Source organism: Streptomyces sp. NPDC021019, assembly GCF_044333295.1.
Taxonomy (GTDB): domain Bacteria; phylum Actinomycetota; class Actinomycetes; order Streptomycetales; family Streptomycetaceae; genus Streptomyces.
The window spans coordinates 185,825-203,192 of the sequence record NZ_JBIRQR010000008.1; the positions used below are offsets into that span (position 1 = coordinate 185,825).

The window sequence follows — 17,368 nt, forward strand, 5'->3', positions numbered from 1 at the left end:
GGAGTTCCCGTGGTGCCGCGGTGCGGTCGCCGCGGCGGACATCGATAGGCTGGGCGCGGACCGATGCAAGGAGGATCTAGGACGATGGCAGGCAACACGGAGCCGTTGTCGCCGCGGGCCAAACTGGCCGTGACGGCGGGCAAGGCCGCGGCGGCGGTGTCACGCGCCGCGGGGCGGGGCAGCGGATCGGTGATCGGCGGCCGGGTGGCGCTCAAACTCGACCCCGACCTGCTGGGGCGGCTGGCGCAGCACCTGGACGTGATCCTCGTGTCGGCGACGAACGGCAAGACGACCACCACACGGCTGATCGCCGAGGCGCTGCGGGCCGCCGGGCCCGTCGTGTCGAACGCGCTCGGCGCGAACATGCCCGCGGGCATCACCTCGGCGCTGGCCGGCGGCTCGGACGCGAAGTTCGGCGTGATCGAGGTCGACGAGAAGTATCTGGCGGGGGTCGCGCGCGACACCACCCCCAAGGTGATCGCCCTGCTCAACCTCTCGCGCGACCAGCTGGACCGCGCGGCCGAGACCCGGATGATGGCCGAGCACTGGCGCGAGGGCCTCTCCGGCTCGAAGGCCGTGGTCATCGCGAACGCGGACGACCCGCTGGTCGTCTGGGCGGCCTCCTCCTCGCCCAACGTGGTGTGGGTGGCGGCCGGCCAGGCGTGGAAGGACGACGCCTGGTCCTGCCCGTCCTGCGGCGGCGTGATGCAGCGCCCGGGCGACGACTGGTTCTGCGGGCAGTGCGGCTTCCGCCGCCCCGCCCCGAGCTGGGCGCTGAACGGCGACTACGTCCTGGACCCGCACGGTTCGGCGTGGCCGATCCACCTCCAGCTGCCGGGCCGGGCGAACAAGGCGAACGCCACCAGTTCCGCCGCCGTCGCCGCCGTCTTCGGCGTGCCGCCGCAGGTCGCGCTGGAGCGGATGTACCAGGTGCAGGCGGTGGCCGGACGCTATGACGTCGTCACCTTCCAGAACCGTGAGCTGCGTCTGCTGCTGGCGAAGAACCCGGCCGGCTGGCTGGAGACGTTCTCGCTGATCGACCCGCCGCCGACGCCGGTGATCCTCTCGGTGAACGCGCGCGGCGCGGACGGCACGGACACCTCCTGGCTGTGGGACGTGGACTACACGCAGCTGGCGGGTCACCCGATCTTCGTGCTCGGCGACCGGAAGCTGGACCTCGCGGTCCGCCTCGAAGTCGCCGGTCTCGACTTCCGGGTCTGCGAGACGCTCGACGAGGCCGTGAGTCACGCACCGCCCGGCCGCATCGAGGTCATCGCCAACTACACCGCCTTCCAGGATCTGCGCCGTCGTGTCGGCAACTGACCCCGGCCCCGGCCACCTCCGGAGAGGACGAAGCATGAGCAACAACGGTCTGCGTCTGGTCTGGGTCTACCCCGACCTGCTCAGCACCTACGGCGACCAGGGCAACGCCCTGGTCGTGGAGCGACGTGCCCGGCAGCGCGGTCTGGACGTTCAGCGCGTCGACGTGCGCAGCGACCAGCCGGTGCCGACGTCCGGCGACATCTACCTGATCGGCGGCGGAGAGGACCGGCCACAGCGCCTGGCGGCCGAGCGGCTGCGCCGCGACGGCGGGCTGAGCCGGGCCGCGTCCAACGGCGCGATCATCTTCTCGGTCTGCGCGGGCTACCAGATCCTCGGGCACGAGTTCGTCAACGACCTCGGCGAGCGCGAGGCCGGTCTCGGTCTGCTCGACGTGGTCTCCACCCGCGGCGAGGGCGCACGGTGCGTCGGCGACGTACTCGGGGACATCGACCCGCACCTCGGCCTGCCGCCGCTGACCGGGTTCGAGAACCACCAGGGCGTCACCCATCTCGGCCCGACGGCACGGCCGCTGGCCCGGGTGCAGTTCGGCCGGGGCAACGGCACCGGGGACGGCACGGAGGGCGCGTACAACGACACGGTCTTCGGGACGTACATGCACGGCCCCGTGCTGGCCCGCAACCCGCAGATCGCCGATCTGCTGCTGAAGCTGGCCCTCGACGTGAACGCGCTGCCGCCCACCGACGACCGCTGGTACGAGGCGCTGCGCGCCGAGCGGATCGCCTCGGCGACCCAGCCCGCCTGAGGCGCTTTCCGCTCGCCTGAGCGGCGTGCGCCTGAGGCGTTTTCCGCTCGCCCGAGCGGTGTGCGCCTGAGGCGTTTTCCGCTCGGTTGAGCGGAGTCCAGCAGGCGGACGGCCGGTTCGGTCCCGCCACCCTGCGCCGGTAGGGTGGCGGGGATCCAACCGGACGACGTGGTCCGGTCGTCGACTTAACGTTGCAAAGGTTTCCGGGCCATGCGCATTGGCGTACTCACCTCCGGCGGCGACTGCCCCGGCCTCAACGCCGTCATCCGTTCCGTCGTGCACCGCGCGGTGGTGGACCACGGCGACGAGGTCATCGGCTTCCACGACGGCTGGAAGGGCCTGCTGGAGTGCGACTACCGCAAGCTCGACCTTGACGCGGTGGGCGGCATCCTGGCCCGCGGCGGCACGATCCTCGGTTCCTCCCGCGTCCAGCCCGCGCATCTGCGCGACGGCGTGGAGCGCGCCCGCGGCCATGTCGCGGACCTCGGCCTGGACGCCATCATCCCGATCGGCGGCGAGGGCACCCTCAAGGCCGCGAACCTCCTCTCCGAGGCCGGCCTCCCGATCGTCGGCGTCCCCAAGACCATCGACAACGACATCGCCTCCACCGACGTCACCTTCGGCTTCGACACCGCCGTCGGCGTCGCCACCGAGGCGCTGGACCGGCTGAAGACCACCGCCGAGTCGCACCAGCGGGTGCTGATCGTCGAGGTCATGGGCCGTCACACCGGCTGGATCGCCCTGCACTCCGGTATGGCCGCCGGCGCCCACGCCATCGTGGTGCCCGAGCGCCCCTTCGACATCGACGAGCTGACCGAGCTGGTCGGCAAGCGCTTCTCGGCGGGCAAGAAGTTCGCCATCGTGGTGGTCGCCGAGGGCGCCAAGCCCCGCGAGGGCTCCATGCAGTTCGAGCAGGGCGTCAAGGACATCTACGGTCACGAGCGGTTCGCCGGCGTGGCCACCCAGCTCTCCGGGGAGCTGGAGCAGCGGCTCGGCAAGGAGGCCCGTCCGGTCATCCTCGGCCACGTCCAGCGCGGCGGCACGCCCACCGCGTACGACCGGGTCCTGGCGACCCGGTTCGGCTGGCACGCGGTGGAGGCGGCGCACCGGGGCGAGTTCGGGATGCTGACGGCGCTGCGCGGCACCGACATCGTGATGGTCCCGCTGGGCGAGGCCGTCGAGACGCTCAAGACGGTCCCCGCGGAGCGGTACGCCGAGGCGGAGTGCGTGCTCTAGAGCACTTCGTCCACCCCGTCAGGACACGTCGTCCCAGAACTGCCCCCGGCCGCGACCGCGACCGGGGGCAGTTCTACTCTGGACCGGACAACCGGCACGAAACGGGGACGTGTCCCCATCGGGAGTGAACAGATGGATCACAGCGGGCACGGCATGAACATGGATCTGCCGCCGTTCACGCTGGGGCGGGGGCTGGAGCTCTCCGCCGACCCGTTCTTCCTGACCGGCTGCGTCCTGGCGCTCGCCCTGTACGGGTACGGCGTGGTGCGGCTGCGTCGGCGCGGGGACGGCTGGCCGGTGAACCGGATCGTGTTCTTCACCGTGGGCGTACTGAGCATCGCACTGGTGATGTGCACCAAGCTCAACGACTACGGCATGGTCATGTTCAGCGTGCACATGGTGCAGCACATGGTGATCAGCATGCTGTCGCCGATCCTGCTGCTGCTGGGCGCCCCGGTGACGCTGGCACTGCGCGCGCTGCCGCCGGCCGGGCGGGGGCGGACCGGACCGCGCGAGCTGCTGCTGAAGCTGCTGCACAGCCGGTACATGAAGATCATCTCGCATCCGGTGTTCACGATCCCGCTGTTCATCGCGAGCCTCTACGCGCTGTACTTCACGCCGATCTTCGACTTCCTGATGAGCTCGAAGCCGGGTCACGTCGGGATGATGGTCCACTTCCTCGCGGTCGGCCTGGTCTTCTTCTGGCCGATCATGGGCGTGGACCCGGGCCCGCACCGGCCCGGTTATCTGATGCGGATGCTGGAGCTGTTCGCCGGGATGCCGTTCCACGCGTTCTTCGGGATCGCGCTGATGATGGCGTCGACGCCGATGGTGGAGACGTACGAGAACCCGCCGGCCTCGCTCGGCATCGACGCCCTGAGCGACCAGAACTGGGCTGGCGGCATCGCCTGGGCGTTCAGCGAGATCCCCTCCGTGCTGGTGCTGATCGCGCTGGTCTTCCAGTGGTACCGCTCCGAACAGCGCACCGCGCGGCGCACCGACCGGGCGGCGGACCGCGACGGGGACAAGGAGCTGGCGGCGTACAACGCCTATCTCGCGTCTTTGCAGGCGCGCGGACAGTAGCGCGGAGGGCGCATACGGGGTGACCATGGGGACAACGGCCGCGCGGCCGACGAGGAGCGTGCGCGCATGTCCGGATCGACGAAGACCATGGGATATCTGACCGGCGGGGCCCTGATCGCGGTGACCGCGTACACGGTGGCGCTGGGAAGCAGTGGCTGGCTCTGGTTCGGCTGGGTCGTGCTGGGCCTGTGCACCCTCGGCATGCTGGCCACGCAGGACACCTGAGCCCCCGGGACGGTCCTCCGCGGCGGGTGAGGACGCCTGACGGGCCCGGAGGCGGGTACGAGCCGGGAGACCGGTTCGCTACGGTCGCACGGTGGTGCCGGGGTCTACGCTGTAGCGTCCGGCACCACCCTGACCTGGTAGTACGCAGCCCTGAACCCGGCAGTACAGCCCTGACGCCGACCCGGCAGAGCGAGGTGCACCCGCAAGGTGTTCTATTACGTCCTGAAATATGTCGTGCTGGGGCCCGCACTGCGGCTGCTGTTCCGGCCCCGGATCAAGGGCCTGGAGAACATTCCTACGGACGGCGCGGCGATCGTCGCGGGCAACCACCTCTCCTTCTCCGACCATTTCCTGATGCCGGCCATCATCAGGCGCCGCATCACCTTCCTGGCGAAGGCCGAGTACTTCACGGGCCCGGGCGTCAAGGGCCGGCTCACCGCGGCCTTCTTCCGCAGCGCGGGCCAGATCCCGGTGGACCGGTCCGGCAAGGACGCCGGGCAGGCGGCCATCCGCGAGGGGCTCGGCGTGCTGAGCAAGGGCGAGCTGCTGGGGATCTACCCGGAGGGCACCCGCTCGCACGACGGCCGGCTCTACAAGGGCAAGGTCGGGGTCGCGGTGATGGCGATCACCGCGCAGGTGCCGGTGATTCCCTGCGCCATGGTCGGCACCTTCGAGATCCAGCCGCCCGGCCAGGTCGTGCCGAAGATCAAACGGGTCGCGATCCGCTTCGGCGAACCGCTGGACTTCTCCCGCTACGCGGGCATGGAGAACCAGAAGGCCGCGATCCGGGCCGTGACGGACGAGATCATGTACGCGATCCTCGTCCTCTCCGGCCAGGAGTACGTGGACGAGTACGCGGCCAAGGTGAAGGCGGCCGAACAGGAGGCCGAGCCGCCGAGGAAGTTCCCCAAACTGCGACGCTGAACTGGAATACGCCACTGGCAGAGCGCCCTCGCCCCGGTGGGTCGGCTCCCCTAGCGTCGGATCCATGAGCAAGGGACACGCATGGGTGCTGGGAGCGACGGGCCAGATCGGGCGGGCCGCGGTGCGGGCGCTGGCCGCGGACGGCTGGGAGGTCACCGCGGCCTCGCGCGGTGGTGGCCGGGACGGGCGATGGGACGCCGGGGTCCGGACGGTGGCGCTCGACCGCGACGAGCAGGGGGCGCTCGGCCGGGCGCTGGGCGACGGCTGTGACGTGCTGGTCGACGTGGTGGCGTTCGACGGCGCGCACGCCCGGCAGCTGACGGGGCTGACCGGCCGGATCGGCTCGGCCGTCGTGATCTCCAGCGGGGCGGTGTACGAGGACGACCGGGGCCGCAGCTTCGACACGCAGGCTTCGATCGACGGTTTCCCCCGCTTCCCGGTGCCGCTGCCGGAGACCTGGCGCACGGTGGCACCGGGTGACGCCTCGTACGCGACGCGGAAGGTCCTGCTGGAGCGGAAGTTGCTGGCGGCGGGCGAGGAGCTGCCGGTGACGCTGTTGCGCGCGGGCGCGGTCCACGGCCCGTACTGCCGCACTCCGCGCGAGCTGTACGTGGTGAAGCGGCTGCTGGACGGGCGCCGGCGCCGGGTGTTCGTGCACAACGGGGAGAGCCGCTTCCACCCGGTCCATGTGTCCAACGCGGCGGAGCTGATCCGGCTGGCCGCCGGGCGGCCGGGGTCGCGTGTGCTGAACGCCGGGGACCCCGAGGCTCCCACGGTCGCGGAGATCGCGTCGGCCATCGACGACGTGCTCGGGCGGGAGACGGAGACGGTGCTGATCGACGGCGCTTCCCCGGAGGAGCATGTCGGGGTGACACCGTGGAGCGGCGCCCACCCCGTGGTCTACGACATGACGGCCGCCGAGGAACAGCTCGGGTACCGCCCGGTGACCGGGTACGTGGAGTCGCTGCCGGAGACGGTCGAGTGGCTCGCCGGGCAGCTGGCAAAGCGCGACTGGCGCGAGGCGTTCCCGAAGATGCTCGCCAACTACGGTGCCTGGCTCTTCGACTACGCGGCGGAGGACGCCTGGCTGGAGGCGCACGACCGGGGACGGTGAGCGGTCCCCGGCCGGGCGCCTCCCGGGTGATCTACGGCTTCGGCGTGGCGTGCGGGGCGCACGTCACGTCGCGCCGGTCGGTCTTCCCGGTGAGCAGGTAGGTGTCCACCCGCTCGTTGACGCAGGGGTTGACCAGTCCGGTGACGCCGTGGGATCCGGCGTCCTTCTCGGTGATGAGCCGTGAGCCCTTGAACCGCTTGTGCAGCTCGACGGCGCCCTGGTAGGGGGTGGCGGCGTCACGGGTGGACTGCACGATGAGGACCGGCGGCAGGCCCTTGCCGGTCCTCACGTCCAGCGGGGTCCGCTGCTTGGCCGGCCAGGTGGCGCAGGGCAGGTTCATCCAGGCGTTGGCCCACGTCATGAACGGGTACTTCTCGTGCAGCCGGGAGTTGTCCCGGTCCCAGGTGCGCCAGTCGGTGGGCCACTTGGCGTCGGCGCATTCGACGGCGTTGTAGACCGCGTTGCCGTTCTCGGCGGCGGCGTTGCCCGCGAGGTCGCTCATGTCGGGGCCGGCGGCGTCGACCAGGGCCTGGGTGTCACCGGCCCGGTAGGCGCTCCAGGTCCTGGCCGTGGGGGCCCAGGCGGAGTCGTAGTACGGCGCGCCCTGGAAGAAGCCGATGAGCTCGGCGGGCCCGACGACGCCCCCGATGGGCTCCTTCTTGGCGGCGGCCCGCAGCTCCAGCCAGGCCTTCTCGACCTTCTGCGGGGTGTCGCCGATGCCGTAGACGGAGTCGTGCCTCGCGACCCAGGTCTTCCAGTCGTCCCAACGTGTCTGGAAGGCGATGTCCTGGTTGAGGTTCGCCCGGTACCAGATGTTCTTCCGGGACGGGTCGACCACACTGTCGACGACCATGCGCCGGACGTGGGTCGGGAAGAGAGTGCCGTAGACGGCGCCCAGGTAGGTGCCGTAGGAGACGCCGAGGAAGTTGAGCTTCTTCTCGCCGAGCGCGGCCCGGATGACGTCCAGGTCGCGTGCGGTGTCGGGCGTCGTCATGTGCGGCAGCATCGCGCCGCTGCGCTCGCCGCACCCTTCGGCGTACTCGCGGGCCAGCTTGCGCTGGGAGCGCTTGTCGGCCTCGCTGTCGGGGACCGGGTCGGCCTTGGGGGCCTTGACGAACTCCTGCGGGTCGGCGCAGGAGATGGGGGCCGAGCGGCCGACGCCGCGCGGGTCGAAGCCGACGAAGTCGTACGCCTTCGCGGTCTTCGTCCAGATCGGGTTCTTGGCGGTGATCCGGGCGGGGAAACGCAGTCCCGAACCGCCGGGCCCGCCCGGGTTGTAGAGCAGTGCGCCCTGGCGCTCGCTCTTCGTGCCGGTGCTGACGTGCCGGTCGACGGCGATCTTGATCTTCTTGCCGTTCGGCCTGGCGTAGTCGAGCGGCACGGTCACCCAGCCGCACTGGATGGGGGCGGCCAGGTTCCAGTCCTCCGGGCAGTCCTTCCAGTCGATCCCGGCACTCGCCGCCCGGTGCGCCGCGACGGCGACCCCGCGCGCCTCCGCGTCGCCCCGTCCGTGCCGGCTGCCGTCGGCACTGGCGGCGGGTGCGGCCATCGCCCCCGCTATGAGCGTGCCCGCGACGAGAGCCCCGGCCGAACCGAGCACCTTGGTACGTCTCACGTGGAACCTCCCCCTTCATCCGATCCGCCGCCGGAGGCGGCGTGGTCATCGGTACGTCGCGGGGATCCTTTCGCCTGTGGGGCCCCCGGGGCCAGGGCGTACACCTGTTTCTTTACCGAACCCATAACCGGTGAAGGAGGTCCGCTGAGCGGACTCCGTCGGCCGGGCCGCCTTCAGCCCGTGTCGTGGTCCGTCCTCAGGCCGTCCAGCAGTTCGCGCATCGCGTCGTCCAGGATCCCGCGCAGCAGGCGGGCGTCGGCGGCCACGGCGGTCACCAGGACGGCGGGGCCGGCGAGTGGGGCGAGGGCGGCGGTGGGACCGAGGAGGCGCGCGGGGAGCGGGGCGTCCTCGAAGGCCGGGTCGGCGAGGAGCAGTTGGCCGACGGCCCGGTGGCCGCCGAGGACGGCGGGGCCGTCCCAGCCGGCGGGGGCGCCGGGCCCGTAGGCCAGTTGCTGGTCCAGGATCGGGCGGCCCGCCCGGTGGACGGTGAGCCGGGTGGTGAGCGCTCCGGTGGGCTCGCCGTGTCGGCCGAGGATCTGTTCCTCGCGCAGCAACAGGCGGGCGGCGGGGGCGAGTCGGACCCGGGTGGCCTGGTGGAGGTCGCTGCCGTGGGCGGAGACGAGTTGTTCGGGGAGCCAGTGCAGCACGGCCCCCTCCCCCACGGTCAGCTCCACCCCGTACGTGGACGGTCCGGTGCCCGCCCGCGGGCCCGGGAGGGCCACGGTGGCCGCCGCCGCGTTCACGATGAGGCGCGCACCGTCCCCCACGTCCGCCTCGATCGCCAGCCGGTCGCCGTTGAGCGGGGCGCTCATCGCGCCGACGACGGTGACCCTGGCGTACGCGGCCAGCGGCGAGCGGGTGCGGCGCAGGGCGAGCGGGCCGTCGCTGACCAGGACGGGCAGGGCGGCCCCGCCCCGCCCGTCGGGCTCGGCCCGGAGCCGGGCCGTCGCGCGGACGCTCACGCGGCCCAGGCGGCGAGCTGTGCCCGAACCCAGCCGGCGACCGGTCCGACGCCTTCGGCCGAGGTCAACGAGGTGAAGACGACGGGGAGTTCGCCGCGCTGCTTCTTGGCGTCGAGGGCCATCTGCTCCAGGTCGGAGCCGACGTAAGGGGCGAGGTCGGTCTTGTTGACGACGAGGAGGTCGGCGGTGGTGACGCCGGGGCCGCCCTTGCGCGGGATGTCGTCGCCGCCCGCGACGTCGATGATGAAGATCTGGGCGTCGACGAGCCCCTTGGAGAAGGTGGCGGTGAGGTTGTCGCCGCCGGACTCGACGAGGATCAGGTCGAGCGGGCCGACCGCGTCCTCCAGGTCCTCGACCGCTTCGAGGTTGGCGGAGATGTCGTCGCGGATCGCGGTGTGCGGGCAGGCGCCGGTCTCGACGGCCTGGATCCGCTCGGGTGGCAGGACCGCGTTGCGCAGCAGGAAGGCGGCGTCCTCCTGGGTGTAGATGTCGTTGGTGACGACGGCGACGGAGAGCCGGTCGCGCAGTTCGCGGCAGAGGGCGGCGACCGTGGCCGTCTTGCCGGAGCCGACGGGGCCGCCGAGGCCGATGCGCAGGGCGCGCCGGGTGCCGTCGGGGCGGGTGGCGTCGGCGCTGACGGCGGCGGGGCCGTCGTGGGAGTGGCCGAGGTGCATGGGGGCTCCTGTGGGTGTGCGGGGCGGAGGGTGGGTCCGCGAGCGCGGGCGGGTGCGGTTACGACGCGAAGAGGCGGACCGGCCAGGCGACGTGGGCCTCTGCGGCGATGTCGAGGAGCGGCGCCGAGGCGGCGGGCAGGGCGTCGATGCCCTGCCGGGCGGCCTCGGCGGCCTGTTCGGCGACCCGGTCCAGCTCGGGGGCGAGCCGGGCGAGTACGGCGGTGGCGTGGAAGGGGTCGAGGGAGAGGAGCCGGACGACGGCGGTGGCGGGGCCGCTGACGGTCTCGTACGCGACACAGTGGGCGGCGTCCACGGGGTCGAGACCCGCCGACCGTGCGGTGAGCCCGAGGACGACCGGCTGGTGGGCGCCGCGCGGCCGGGCCGCCGCGAGCGCGTCCAGTTCAGGGCTCGGCCAGGTGGCGCGGGCGGCCCGCATCATCTGCCGGCCCAGCTTCCGCGCGGTGGCCCGCAGGGCGGGCGAGGGGGTACGGGCGTCGGCGGCCTCGTCGAGGGCGAGCGGGTCGAGGCCGTGGGCCGCCGCCGCGGCGAGGGCGGCGGCGGCGAGGCCCGCCGTGTGCAGCCGGCCCCGGCAGAAGTCGGCGAGGGAGTCGGCGTCGAGGACGCGGCCCTCGGCGACAGCCGGTTCGGCGCCGCCGGAGTGGGCGTGTCCTCCGGCGGGGAAGCGGCCGTCGGCGAGGACGAGGAGTGCTGCGCGTGACATGGCCGGATCCGCTCAGAAGAGGAAGTAGCGCTGGGCCATGGGCAGTTCCGCCGCCGGTGCGGGCTCGACCGGGTCGCCGTCGATCGTGACGGCGAAACTGTCGGGGTCGACGCGAACGCGGGGCAGGGCGTCGTTCTCCCGCATGTCCGCCTTGGCGACCCCCCGGGTGCTGGTGATCGGTACGAACCGCTTGCGCAGGGCAAGGCGTTCGGGCAGCCCGTCCTCGATCGCGACGGCGGCGACGAAGTTGAACGAGCCCTGGGCGGCCGCTCGCCCCAGGGCGCCGAACATCGGCCGGGGCAGGACCGGTTGGGGTGTCGGGATGGAGGCGTTGGCGTCGCCCGTCTGCGCGTACGCGATCTGTCCGCCCTTGATGACGGTCCGGGGCTTCACGCCGAAGAACGCCGGGTCCCAGAGGACGAGGTCGGCGAGCTTGCCGGTCTCCACGGAGCCGATCTCCCGGTCCAGCCCCTGCGCGACGGCCGGGTTGATGGTGTATTTGGCGACATAGCGACGGACCCGGTGGTTATCGGCCCGGCCGTCCCCGGGCAGGGATCCGCGCCGCTTCTTCATGACGTGGGCGGTCTGCCAGGTCCGCAGGATCACCTCGCCGATCCGCCCCATGGCCTGGGAGTCCGAGGAGATGATCGAGATGGCGCCGAGGTCGTGCAGGATGTCCTCGGCCGCGATGGTGGAGGGCCGGATCCGGGATTCCGCGAAGGCCAGGTCCTCGGGGACGGCGGGGTTCAGGTGGTGGCAGACCATCAGCATGTCGAGGTGTTCCTCGATGGTGTTGGCGGTGTGCGGCCGGGTGGGGTTGGTCGAGCTGGGCAGGACGTAGGGCTCGGAGACGACGCTGATGATGTCGGGCGCGTGTCCGCCTCCGGCCCCCTCGGTGTGGTACGCGTGGATCGTCCGGCCGGCGATGGCGGCGAGGGTGTCGGCGACGAACCCGGCCTCGTTGAGGGTGTCCGTGTGGATGGCGAGCTGCGCGCCCGTCCGCTGGCAGACCGTGAGGCAGGCGTCGATGACGGCGGGCGTCGCGCCCCAGTCCTCGTGGATCTTGAATCCCAGTGCGCCGCCGCGCAGTTGGGAGTGCATGGCCTCCCGTGACATCGTGTTGCCCTTACCGAGCAGCCCGATGTTGACCGGGAAGGTCTCCAGCGCCTCGAACATCCGGGCCAGGTGCCAGGGTCCCGGGGTGACGGTGGTGGCCTTGGTGCCCTCGGCGGGCCCGGTGCCGCCGCCGACGAGGGTGGTGATGCCGCTGGAGAGCGCCTGGTCGACGAGGGTGGGCGAGATGAAGTGGACGTGGGCGTCGACCGCTCCGGCGGTGAGCAGCTTCCCGTTGCCCGCGATGATCTCGGTCTCCGGGCCGATCACCAGGTCGGGGTGGACGCCGTCCATGGTGTCCGGGTTCCCGGCCTTGCCGATGCCGGTGATCCGGCCGTCCCGGATGCCGATGTCGGCCTTGACGACGCCCCAGTGGTCGATGACGACGGCCCCGGTGATGACGGTGTCGGGCGCGCCCTCGGCGCGGGTGGTGCGGGCCTGGCCCATCGACTCCCGGATCACTTTGCCGCCGCCGAACACCGCCTCGTCGCCCGCGTGTCCGGGGCCGCCCGAGCGGTCCTCCTCGATCTCGACGAGCAGGTCGGTGTCGGCGAGCCGGATGCGGTCGCCGGTGGTGGGTCCGAACAGGTCGGCGTACACGGCTCTCTTGAGGTCAGGCATCGATGGCACCTCCGGTTTCGCCGCGCAGGCCGGGGACGACGCGGCGGCCGGCGAGGGGGACGAGTTCGACGTCGGCGGGGACACCGGGTTCGAAGCGGACCGCCGTGCCGGCGGCGATGTTCAGCCGCAGCCCGTGGGCGGCGGCGCGGTCGAAGCGCAGTCCGGGGTTGGCCTCGGCGAAGTGGTAGTGGGAGCCGACCTGGACGGGACGGTCGGCCGCGTTGAGGACGGTGAGGCGGGTGACCGTGCGCCCCGCGTTGAGGGGGATGTCCCCGTCCCCGTACAGGATCTCTCCGGGAATCATCGGCGCGGCCCCGTCAGACGATCGGGTCATGGACGGTGACGAGCTTGGTGCCGTCCGGGAAGGTGGCCTCGACCTGGACGTCGAGGAGCATCTCGGGGATGCCTTCCATGACCTCGTCCCGGGTGAGCAAAATACGTCCCGAAGCCATGAGTTCGGCGACCGTCCGACCGTCTCGGGCGCCTTCCAGCAGATGGGCGGTGATCAGGGCGACGGCCTCGGGGTGATTGAGCCGCAGCCCGCGTGCCCGGCGCTTCTCGGCCACGTCGGCGGCCACATGGATGAGCAGACGTTCCTGCTCGTGCGGGGTCAGTTGCACGCTTCCACCTCATCGTCTTCCGTCCGGCTCCGGCTCCGGACGCAGCGGGACCCTATCCCCGTTCAACAACTCGTTGAACGGGGAACGGTGGCCTCGCGACCAGGTATTGCACGTTAGGGCGGAAGTTTTTCCCCCGCGTTAACTGATCTTTTGCGGGCTGATGGACATCAGCCCGCGCAACCCGTTCCTCAGCACTTCGGGGCGCACGTCCCCGAAGAGCGCCTCCTGCACGATGAAGCCCTGCGCCGTCGCGATCATCGTGCGCGCCACATCGTCGCCGGGCACGTCGCTCGCCAGGAGCCCGGCGGAACGGTAGGCGTCGACGAGCTTCGCCCAGGCGACGCGCATGGTCGCGTAGCCGTCGTCGACGAGCGCGGCGAGCCGCTCGTCGCGCAGCGTCTCGGACCAGAGCTGGACGACGAGCGCGGCGAAGGCCCGGCGCTCCAGCCGGTGCACCTCCCCCGCGAGCACCCCGCCGAGCACCCGGCCGAGCAGCACGTCCGGGGTGGGCGGCGGCGTCACCCGGGAGGCCTCCTCGAAGGCGCCGCGAATGGCGGCGAAGGTCTCCTCCGTGATGGCCGCGATGATGTCCTCCTTGCCGGGGAAGTAGCGGTAGACCGCTCCGGCGGACAGACCCACCTCCTTGAGGACGTCCTGCATGGACGTGCCGTGGAATCCGTTGCGGGCGAAGCAGCGCGCCGCACCGTCGAGGATCTGACGGCGACGGGCGTCGAGGTGTTCCTGGGATACGCGAGCCATGGGACCAACTTAAAACGAACGTTCCTTCTTGACAATCCCGCAGGGTGTGCCGACAGTGGGGAACAGACGTAAAACGAACGATCCTTCTCTCAGACGTGGATGCAGATGCTCCACTGCCGCACGAATCGAGGCCTCCCATGTCCACCGCTCCCAACCGCCGCGCGGTGGCGGTGATCCTGTTGATCCCCCTGATGGTGACGCTCGCCCTCTGGGCCTTCGCCTGGCCCGCCGCCCGGATCGCACCGCGCGACCTTCCGGTCGGGGTCGCGGGCCAGGCGTCGGTGGCCCAGCAGCTGGAACAGCGCTTCGAGCAGCGCGACGGCGCGTTCGACGTGCACCGCTTCGACGACGAGGCCGCCGCCCGCACCGCGATCGAGGACCGGACCGTATACGGGGCCGTCGTCGTCACCCCGCAGGGACCCCACCTGCTCACCGCCTCGGCGGCGAGCCCCGTCGTCTCCCAACTGCTGCGTGAGGCCGTGACGGCGTCCACCCCCGAGGGCACCCCGGTGCGGGTCACCGATGTGGTCGCCCCGCCGCCCGGGGACCCGCGCGGCAGCGCACTCGGCGCGAGCGTCCTGCCGCTGGCCCTGGCGGGCATGGCGGCCGGAGCCGCCGTCACCCTGATGGGTCTGCGCGGGGCACGGGCCGCGGTGGCCCTCGTCGGGTCGGCCGCTCTGGTGGGCCTCACCGCCACGGCCGTGGCGCACAGCTGGCTCGGCGCGATCGCGGGCGACTGGTGGACGGAGGCGGGAGTGCTCGCGCTCACCGTGCTGGCCATCGGTTCGGCGGTGGCGGGGCTCGCCGCCCTGTTCGGGCCGCGGGGCATCGGGCTCGGAGCGCTGCTGATGGTCCTGCTGAGCAACCCCTTCTCCGGCGTCACCAGCGCACCGGAGCTGCTGCCCGAGCCCGTCGGCGTCATCGGCCAGTGGCTTCCGCCGGGCGCGGGCGGTTCGCTGCTCCGCTCGGTCGCCTTCTTCGACGGGAGCGCCGCGGGCGGCGCGGTACTGACGCTCTCGCTATGGGCGTTGTTCGGCCTGGCGGCGGTGCTGTCCGCACGCCCCGGCCCGACGTCGGCCGAGCCGGCCGGACCCGTCCGCGAGCCGGCCCTGACCGGCTGAGCGCCGCGTGCACATCGCCGAACCGGGCGCCTCTCCTACGGGAGGGGCGCCCGGCTTCGTGCCGCCCCGGGGCGGTCGGGGTCTCAGCCGTCCCGGCCGTCGTCGGGGCGGTGTTCGGCGGCGATGCCGAACCTGCGCCGTTCGCCCTGAGCGGATGGCGCCGAGCCGATCGAGGAGACCGAGCTGATCACCTGCTCCTCGGCAGCCGCTTCATCGGTTTCCAGTCGTTGCAGGTCAGCGGCGGAAACCAGCGCGACGAGCGGCTTGCCGTGACGCGTCACCACAACGCGTTCACCGCCGTAGACAACGCGGTTGATCAGTTCGGCGAGCTCCGCCCGTGCTTGCGTCACCGGAATCTCGTAGGCCATAGTCCCCATCATAACCTTCTGTACGTCCTGTACATTTTTTACGGACGGACAGCTGGCCGGTCAGCTCCAGGAGAAAGGCACCGCCATGATCCGCCCCGCCGCCCGCTACGTACTGCCGTCGTTCACCGAGCGCACCGCGAACGGAACCCGGACGCTGGACCCGTACTCCAAGCTGTTGTCCGAGCGGATCGTCTTCCTCGGGAGCCCGATCGACGACATCGCCGCGAGCGACCTCATCGCCCAGTTCATGTACCTGGAGCACGCCGACCCCGACCGGCCCCTGTCGCTCTACATCAACTCCCCCGGCGGCACGTTCCAGGCGATGGCGGCGGTCTACGACACCATGCGGTTCCTGACCTGCGAGGTGGAGACCTTCTGTCTGGGGCAGGCGGGCTCATACGCGGCGGCCCTGCTGGCGGCCGGGGCGAAGGGGCGCCGACATGCACTGCCCGGCGCGCGGGTAGTCATTCAGCAGCCCGCGATGGAGGAACCGATGCGGGGCCAGCCGTCCGACCTGGAGATCCACGCGCGCGAACTGGTGCGCACCCGCGAGATGTTCGCGGCCATGCTGGTCCGGGACACGGGCCGGACCGCGGAGCAGGTCACCGCCGACATCGAGCGCGACACCATCCTCGACGCCAGGGCCGCCCTCGCCAACGGGCTGGTCGACCACGTCATGGAGAACCGCTGACTCTCCCGGCCGCCGCACGACGCGAGGTGAGACGCCGATGGAGCCAACCGACTTCCCGCCCCTGCCCGCACTGACCCGGGCCGAGGGCGAGTTCGTCGACTGCTATCTGGCCGTGCTCGACCAGGTGGGCCGGATCAACCCGGCCCGTGGCAGCGACACCTACAGCGCGCTGCGGGCCGCCCAGGCCCTGGCCTCCCGGGCGGCCACGCTGCGCGACGCCCTGGCCCTGATGCACGAGCGCGGCGAGTCGCGGATCCACGCCGCCACCCTGGCGCGGGCCCTGCGCGTCCTGGACGGGGAGCGCCGGGCGGGCCGGGTCGCGATGCCGCCGCCCGTGAACTGACCTGCCCCGCGCGGGGGAGCGCGTCACGGGAGCGGGCCGGTCGGCCCCGCGCACGACACGCCCGGCCCCGGGACCGATTCGTCTCGCTCGTTCGGCGTAGACGATCACCCGCCCGAGCGACGGCTCAACTTGCGTTCGGTGCGCGGTCCGTACTCGAAATGCGCCCTTTCGTCGCTGGTACGAGGGTGTCCGCCCGGCTCGTGGGCGAGCCTGAATCCGACCTGTCCACCCGAATGGATCAGTGGTGAGGAGACTCACAAACCGCTGTTTCAGCTCGGAAATCCGGCACCGGGTGAGTCAAGATCCCTGGGACGACAAGCCCCCGCCACCGCGGCGGGGCGGTCCGGGCGGACGCCGAGTCCTGCCGCCGCCCGGATGACTGGTCGACAGGAGTGGATCGGCAGGAGTGGAGGACCCGAGCACAACGGGCCGCCCGGGAGACCGGGAAGCCCTCGGGGTGAAGCCGCGACAGCGGCCGGGCAACTTCGCCAGCCCGAACCCGACAGGTCATCCTTCACAGGCGGCTGACGAAGGGTTGCGCATGTCTGCGCAGGTTCATGTCCCGTCTCTGTTCGCCCGGGTCGGTACGGCCTCGGTACTCACCCTGGCCGTGACGTCCTCGATGCTGGCGCCCGGTCTGGTGAGCGATGCCGAGGCCGCCACCCACGCGACGAAGGCCCTGAAGGTCGCCGCGTCGAAGAAGGGGGCCCCCTACAAGTACGGAGCGGCCGGTCCCAGCCGCTTCGACTGTTCGGGGCTGACGGTCTATTCGTTCAAGAAGGCCGGCAAGAAGCTTCCCCGCACGGCACAGCAGCAGTACAACAAGACCCGCCACATCGGGAAGTCGCAGCGCAAACGCGGCGACCTCGTCTTCTTCCATTCGGGGCGCAGCGTCTACCACGTGGGCATCTACGCCGGGGCCGGGAAGATCTGGCACTCCCCCAAATCGGGGGACGTGGTGAGACTGGCCAAGATCTGGTCCAAGAGCGTCTGGTACGGACGGGTCCGCTGACCCACCGGCCGGACGCTCTTTCCGTGCGGACGGCCCGGCCCGCCCTGGGCTGTCCGCCGTCCGCGACGGCCACCGCGCCC

Annotated in this window: 20 protein-coding genes and 1 riboswitch; of the genes, 11 read left to right on the forward strand and 9 right to left on the reverse strand. The window is 71.7% G+C overall.

Annotation, left to right across the window (positions count from 1 at the left end):
- The first annotated feature begins 84 nt into the window (after positions 1 to 84).
- The 7 genes from ACH4RG_RS31845 to ACH4RG_RS31875 all read left to right on the forward strand — a co-directional run bounded on the left by ACH4RG_RS31845 (position 85) and on the right by ACH4RG_RS31875 (position 6,668).
- Complete coding sequence (locus tag ACH4RG_RS31845) at positions 85 to 1,323, forward strand: MurT ligase domain-containing protein (protein ID WP_397923478.1); 1,239 nt, start codon at positions 85 to 87, stop codon at positions 1,321 to 1,323.
- A 34-nt stretch (positions 1,324 to 1,357) separates the two neighbouring features.
- Complete coding sequence (locus ACH4RG_RS31850) at positions 1,358 to 2,086, forward strand: glutamine amidotransferase (RefSeq protein WP_018957917.1); 729 nt, start codon at positions 1,358 to 1,360, stop codon at positions 2,084 to 2,086.
- Between the two features lie 210 nt (positions 2,087 to 2,296).
- Positions 2,297 to 3,322, forward strand: coding sequence for a 6-phosphofructokinase (locus tag ACH4RG_RS31855; RefSeq protein ID WP_003970624.1), 1,026 nt, complete (start codon positions 2,297 to 2,299; stop codon positions 3,320 to 3,322).
- A 132-nt stretch (positions 3,323 to 3,454) separates the two neighbouring features.
- The gene (locus ACH4RG_RS31860) at positions 3,455 to 4,405 is read left to right on the forward strand and encodes a cytochrome c oxidase assembly protein (RefSeq protein ID WP_397923476.1); all 951 of its coding nucleotides are present in this window, start codon (positions 3,455 to 3,457) and stop codon (positions 4,403 to 4,405) included.
- 66 nt (positions 4,406 to 4,471) lie between these two features.
- On the forward strand, positions 4,472 to 4,630 hold the full coding sequence (locus ACH4RG_RS31865) for a hypothetical protein (RefSeq protein ID WP_265602998.1): 159 nt from the start codon (positions 4,472 to 4,474) through the stop codon (positions 4,628 to 4,630).
- A 207-nt stretch (positions 4,631 to 4,837) separates the two neighbouring features.
- Positions 4,838 to 5,554, forward strand: a complete 717-nt coding sequence (locus ACH4RG_RS31870; protein WP_397923474.1) for a lysophospholipid acyltransferase family protein — start codon at positions 4,838 to 4,840, stop codon at positions 5,552 to 5,554.
- A gap of 64 nt (positions 5,555 to 5,618) precedes the next feature.
- Positions 5,619 to 6,668, forward strand: coding sequence for an NAD-dependent epimerase/dehydratase family protein (locus ACH4RG_RS31875; protein WP_398540616.1), 1,050 nt, complete (start codon positions 5,619 to 5,621; stop codon positions 6,666 to 6,668).
- 31 nt (positions 6,669 to 6,699) lie between these two features.
- Here ACH4RG_RS31875 and ACH4RG_RS31880 read toward each other — a convergent pair whose 3' ends face one another.
- The 8 genes from ACH4RG_RS31880 to ACH4RG_RS31915 form a co-directional block, all read right to left on the reverse strand.
- A complete protein-coding gene (locus tag ACH4RG_RS31880; protein ID WP_397923471.1) occupies positions 6,700 to 8,283 on the reverse strand; it encodes an alpha/beta hydrolase in 1,584 nt (527 codons plus the stop codon).
- A 173-nt stretch (positions 8,284 to 8,456) separates the two neighbouring features.
- The gene (locus ACH4RG_RS31885) at positions 8,457 to 9,245 is read right to left on the reverse strand and encodes an urease accessory protein UreD (protein ID WP_398540617.1); all 789 of its coding nucleotides are present in this window, start codon (positions 9,243 to 9,245) and stop codon (positions 8,457 to 8,459) included.
- Entirely contained in the window at positions 9,242 to 9,919 is a 678-nt protein-coding gene (gene ureG / locus ACH4RG_RS31890; protein ID WP_398163344.1) for an urease accessory protein UreG, read from the reverse strand. The genes ACH4RG_RS31885 and ureG overlap by 4 nt, the downstream gene beginning before the upstream one ends.
- A gap of 58 nt (positions 9,920 to 9,977) precedes the next feature.
- The gene (locus ACH4RG_RS31895; RefSeq protein WP_398540618.1) at positions 9,978 to 10,640 is read right to left on the reverse strand and encodes an urease accessory protein UreF; all 663 of its coding nucleotides are present in this window, start codon (positions 10,638 to 10,640) and stop codon (positions 9,978 to 9,980) included.
- Between the two features lie 12 nt (positions 10,641 to 10,652).
- Entirely contained in the window at positions 10,653 to 12,374 is a 1,722-nt protein-coding gene (locus ACH4RG_RS31900; protein ID WP_398163342.1) for an urease subunit alpha, read from the reverse strand.
- Entirely contained in the window at positions 12,367 to 12,678 is a 312-nt protein-coding gene (locus ACH4RG_RS31905) for an urease subunit beta (protein ID WP_397932549.1), read from the reverse strand. The genes ACH4RG_RS31900 and ACH4RG_RS31905 overlap by 8 nt, the downstream gene beginning before the upstream one ends.
- A gap of 13 nt (positions 12,679 to 12,691) precedes the next feature.
- Complete coding sequence (locus ACH4RG_RS31910; RefSeq protein WP_397932533.1) at positions 12,692 to 12,994, reverse strand: urease subunit gamma; 303 nt, start codon at positions 12,992 to 12,994, stop codon at positions 12,692 to 12,694.
- Positions 12,995 to 13,132: 138 nt separating this feature from the next.
- Positions 13,133 to 13,753: a TetR/AcrR family transcriptional regulator gene (locus ACH4RG_RS31915; RefSeq protein ID WP_398540619.1), complete on the reverse strand. Its 621-nt coding sequence runs from the start codon at positions 13,751 to 13,753 to the stop codon at positions 13,133 to 13,135.
- A gap of 137 nt (positions 13,754 to 13,890) precedes the next feature.
- On the opposite strand from ACH4RG_RS31915, the gene ACH4RG_RS31920 reads away from it, so the two are divergent.
- Positions 13,891 to 14,874 (forward strand): ABC transporter permease, encoded by a 984-nt coding sequence (locus ACH4RG_RS31920; protein WP_398540620.1) that lies wholly within the window; start codon positions 13,891 to 13,893, stop codon positions 14,872 to 14,874.
- Positions 14,875 to 14,957: 83 nt separating this feature from the next.
- Here the strand turns inward: ACH4RG_RS31920 and ACH4RG_RS31925 are convergent, their stop codons facing one another.
- Positions 14,958 to 15,242 (reverse strand): type II toxin-antitoxin system Phd/YefM family antitoxin, encoded by a 285-nt coding sequence (locus ACH4RG_RS31925; protein ID WP_397923462.1) that lies wholly within the window; start codon positions 15,240 to 15,242, stop codon positions 14,958 to 14,960.
- An 85-nt stretch (positions 15,243 to 15,327) separates the two neighbouring features.
- Here ACH4RG_RS31925 and ACH4RG_RS31930 point away from each other — a divergent pair, with 85 nt between their 5' ends.
- From ACH4RG_RS31930 to ACH4RG_RS31940, 3 genes are all read left to right on the forward strand, one after another.
- A complete protein-coding gene (locus tag ACH4RG_RS31930) occupies positions 15,328 to 15,933 on the forward strand; it encodes an ATP-dependent Clp protease proteolytic subunit (RefSeq protein ID WP_398540621.1) in 606 nt (201 codons plus the stop codon).
- A gap of 37 nt (positions 15,934 to 15,970) precedes the next feature.
- Entirely contained in the window at positions 15,971 to 16,276 is a 306-nt protein-coding gene (locus ACH4RG_RS31935; RefSeq protein WP_397923459.1) for a hypothetical protein, read from the forward strand.
- A gap of 352 nt (positions 16,277 to 16,628) precedes the next feature.
- A riboswitch (cyclic di-AMP (ydaO/yuaA leader) is annotated at positions 16,629 to 16,814 on the forward strand.
- A 3-nt stretch (positions 16,815 to 16,817) separates the two neighbouring features.
- Complete coding sequence (locus ACH4RG_RS31940; protein WP_361880225.1) at positions 16,818 to 17,288, forward strand: C40 family peptidase; 471 nt, start codon at positions 16,818 to 16,820, stop codon at positions 17,286 to 17,288.
- Positions 17,289 to 17,368 lie beyond the last annotated feature (80 nt).

Coding starts and splice junctions, on each gene's coding strand:
- ACH4RG_RS31845 (WP_397923478.1), top strand. CDS start 85: ATGGCAGGCAACACGGAGCCGTTGTCGCCGCGGGCCAAACTGGCCGTG.
- ACH4RG_RS31940 (WP_361880225.1), top strand. CDS start 16,818: ATGTCTGCGCAGGTTCATGTCCCGTCTCTGTTCGCCCGGGTCGGTACG.
- ACH4RG_RS31865 (WP_265602998.1), top strand. CDS start 4,472: ATGTCCGGATCGACGAAGACCATGGGATATCTGACCGGCGGGGCCCTG.
- ACH4RG_RS31905 (WP_397932549.1), bottom strand. CDS start 12,678: ATGATTCCCGGAGAGATCCTGTACGGGGACGGGGACATCCCCCTCAAC.
- ACH4RG_RS31855 (WP_003970624.1), top strand. CDS start 2,297: ATGCGCATTGGCGTACTCACCTCCGGCGGCGACTGCCCCGGCCTCAAC.
- ACH4RG_RS31860 (WP_397923476.1), top strand. CDS start 3,455: ATGGATCACAGCGGGCACGGCATGAACATGGATCTGCCGCCGTTCACG.
- ACH4RG_RS31930 (WP_398540621.1), top strand. CDS start 15,328: ATGATCCGCCCCGCCGCCCGCTACGTACTGCCGTCGTTCACCGAGCGC.
- ACH4RG_RS31875 (WP_398540616.1), top strand. CDS start 5,619: ATGAGCAAGGGACACGCATGGGTGCTGGGAGCGACGGGCCAGATCGGG.
- ACH4RG_RS31900 (WP_398163342.1), bottom strand. CDS start 12,374: ATGCCTGACCTCAAGAGAGCCGTGTACGCCGACCTGTTCGGACCCACC.
- ureG (WP_398163344.1), bottom strand. CDS start 9,919: ATGCACCTCGGCCACTCCCACGACGGCCCCGCCGCCGTCAGCGCCGAC.
- ACH4RG_RS31850 (WP_018957917.1), top strand. CDS start 1,358: ATGAGCAACAACGGTCTGCGTCTGGTCTGGGTCTACCCCGACCTGCTC.
- ACH4RG_RS31935 (WP_397923459.1), top strand. CDS start 15,971: ATGGAGCCAACCGACTTCCCGCCCCTGCCCGCACTGACCCGGGCCGAG.
- ACH4RG_RS31895 (WP_398540618.1), bottom strand. CDS start 10,640: ATGTCACGCGCAGCACTCCTCGTCCTCGCCGACGGCCGCTTCCCCGCC.
- ACH4RG_RS31920 (WP_398540620.1), top strand. CDS start 13,891: ATGTCCACCGCTCCCAACCGCCGCGCGGTGGCGGTGATCCTGTTGATC.
- ACH4RG_RS31925 (WP_397923462.1), bottom strand. CDS start 15,242: ATGGCCTACGAGATTCCGGTGACGCAAGCACGGGCGGAGCTCGCCGAA.
- ACH4RG_RS31915 (WP_398540619.1), bottom strand. CDS start 13,753: ATGGCTCGCGTATCCCAGGAACACCTCGACGCCCGTCGCCGTCAGATC.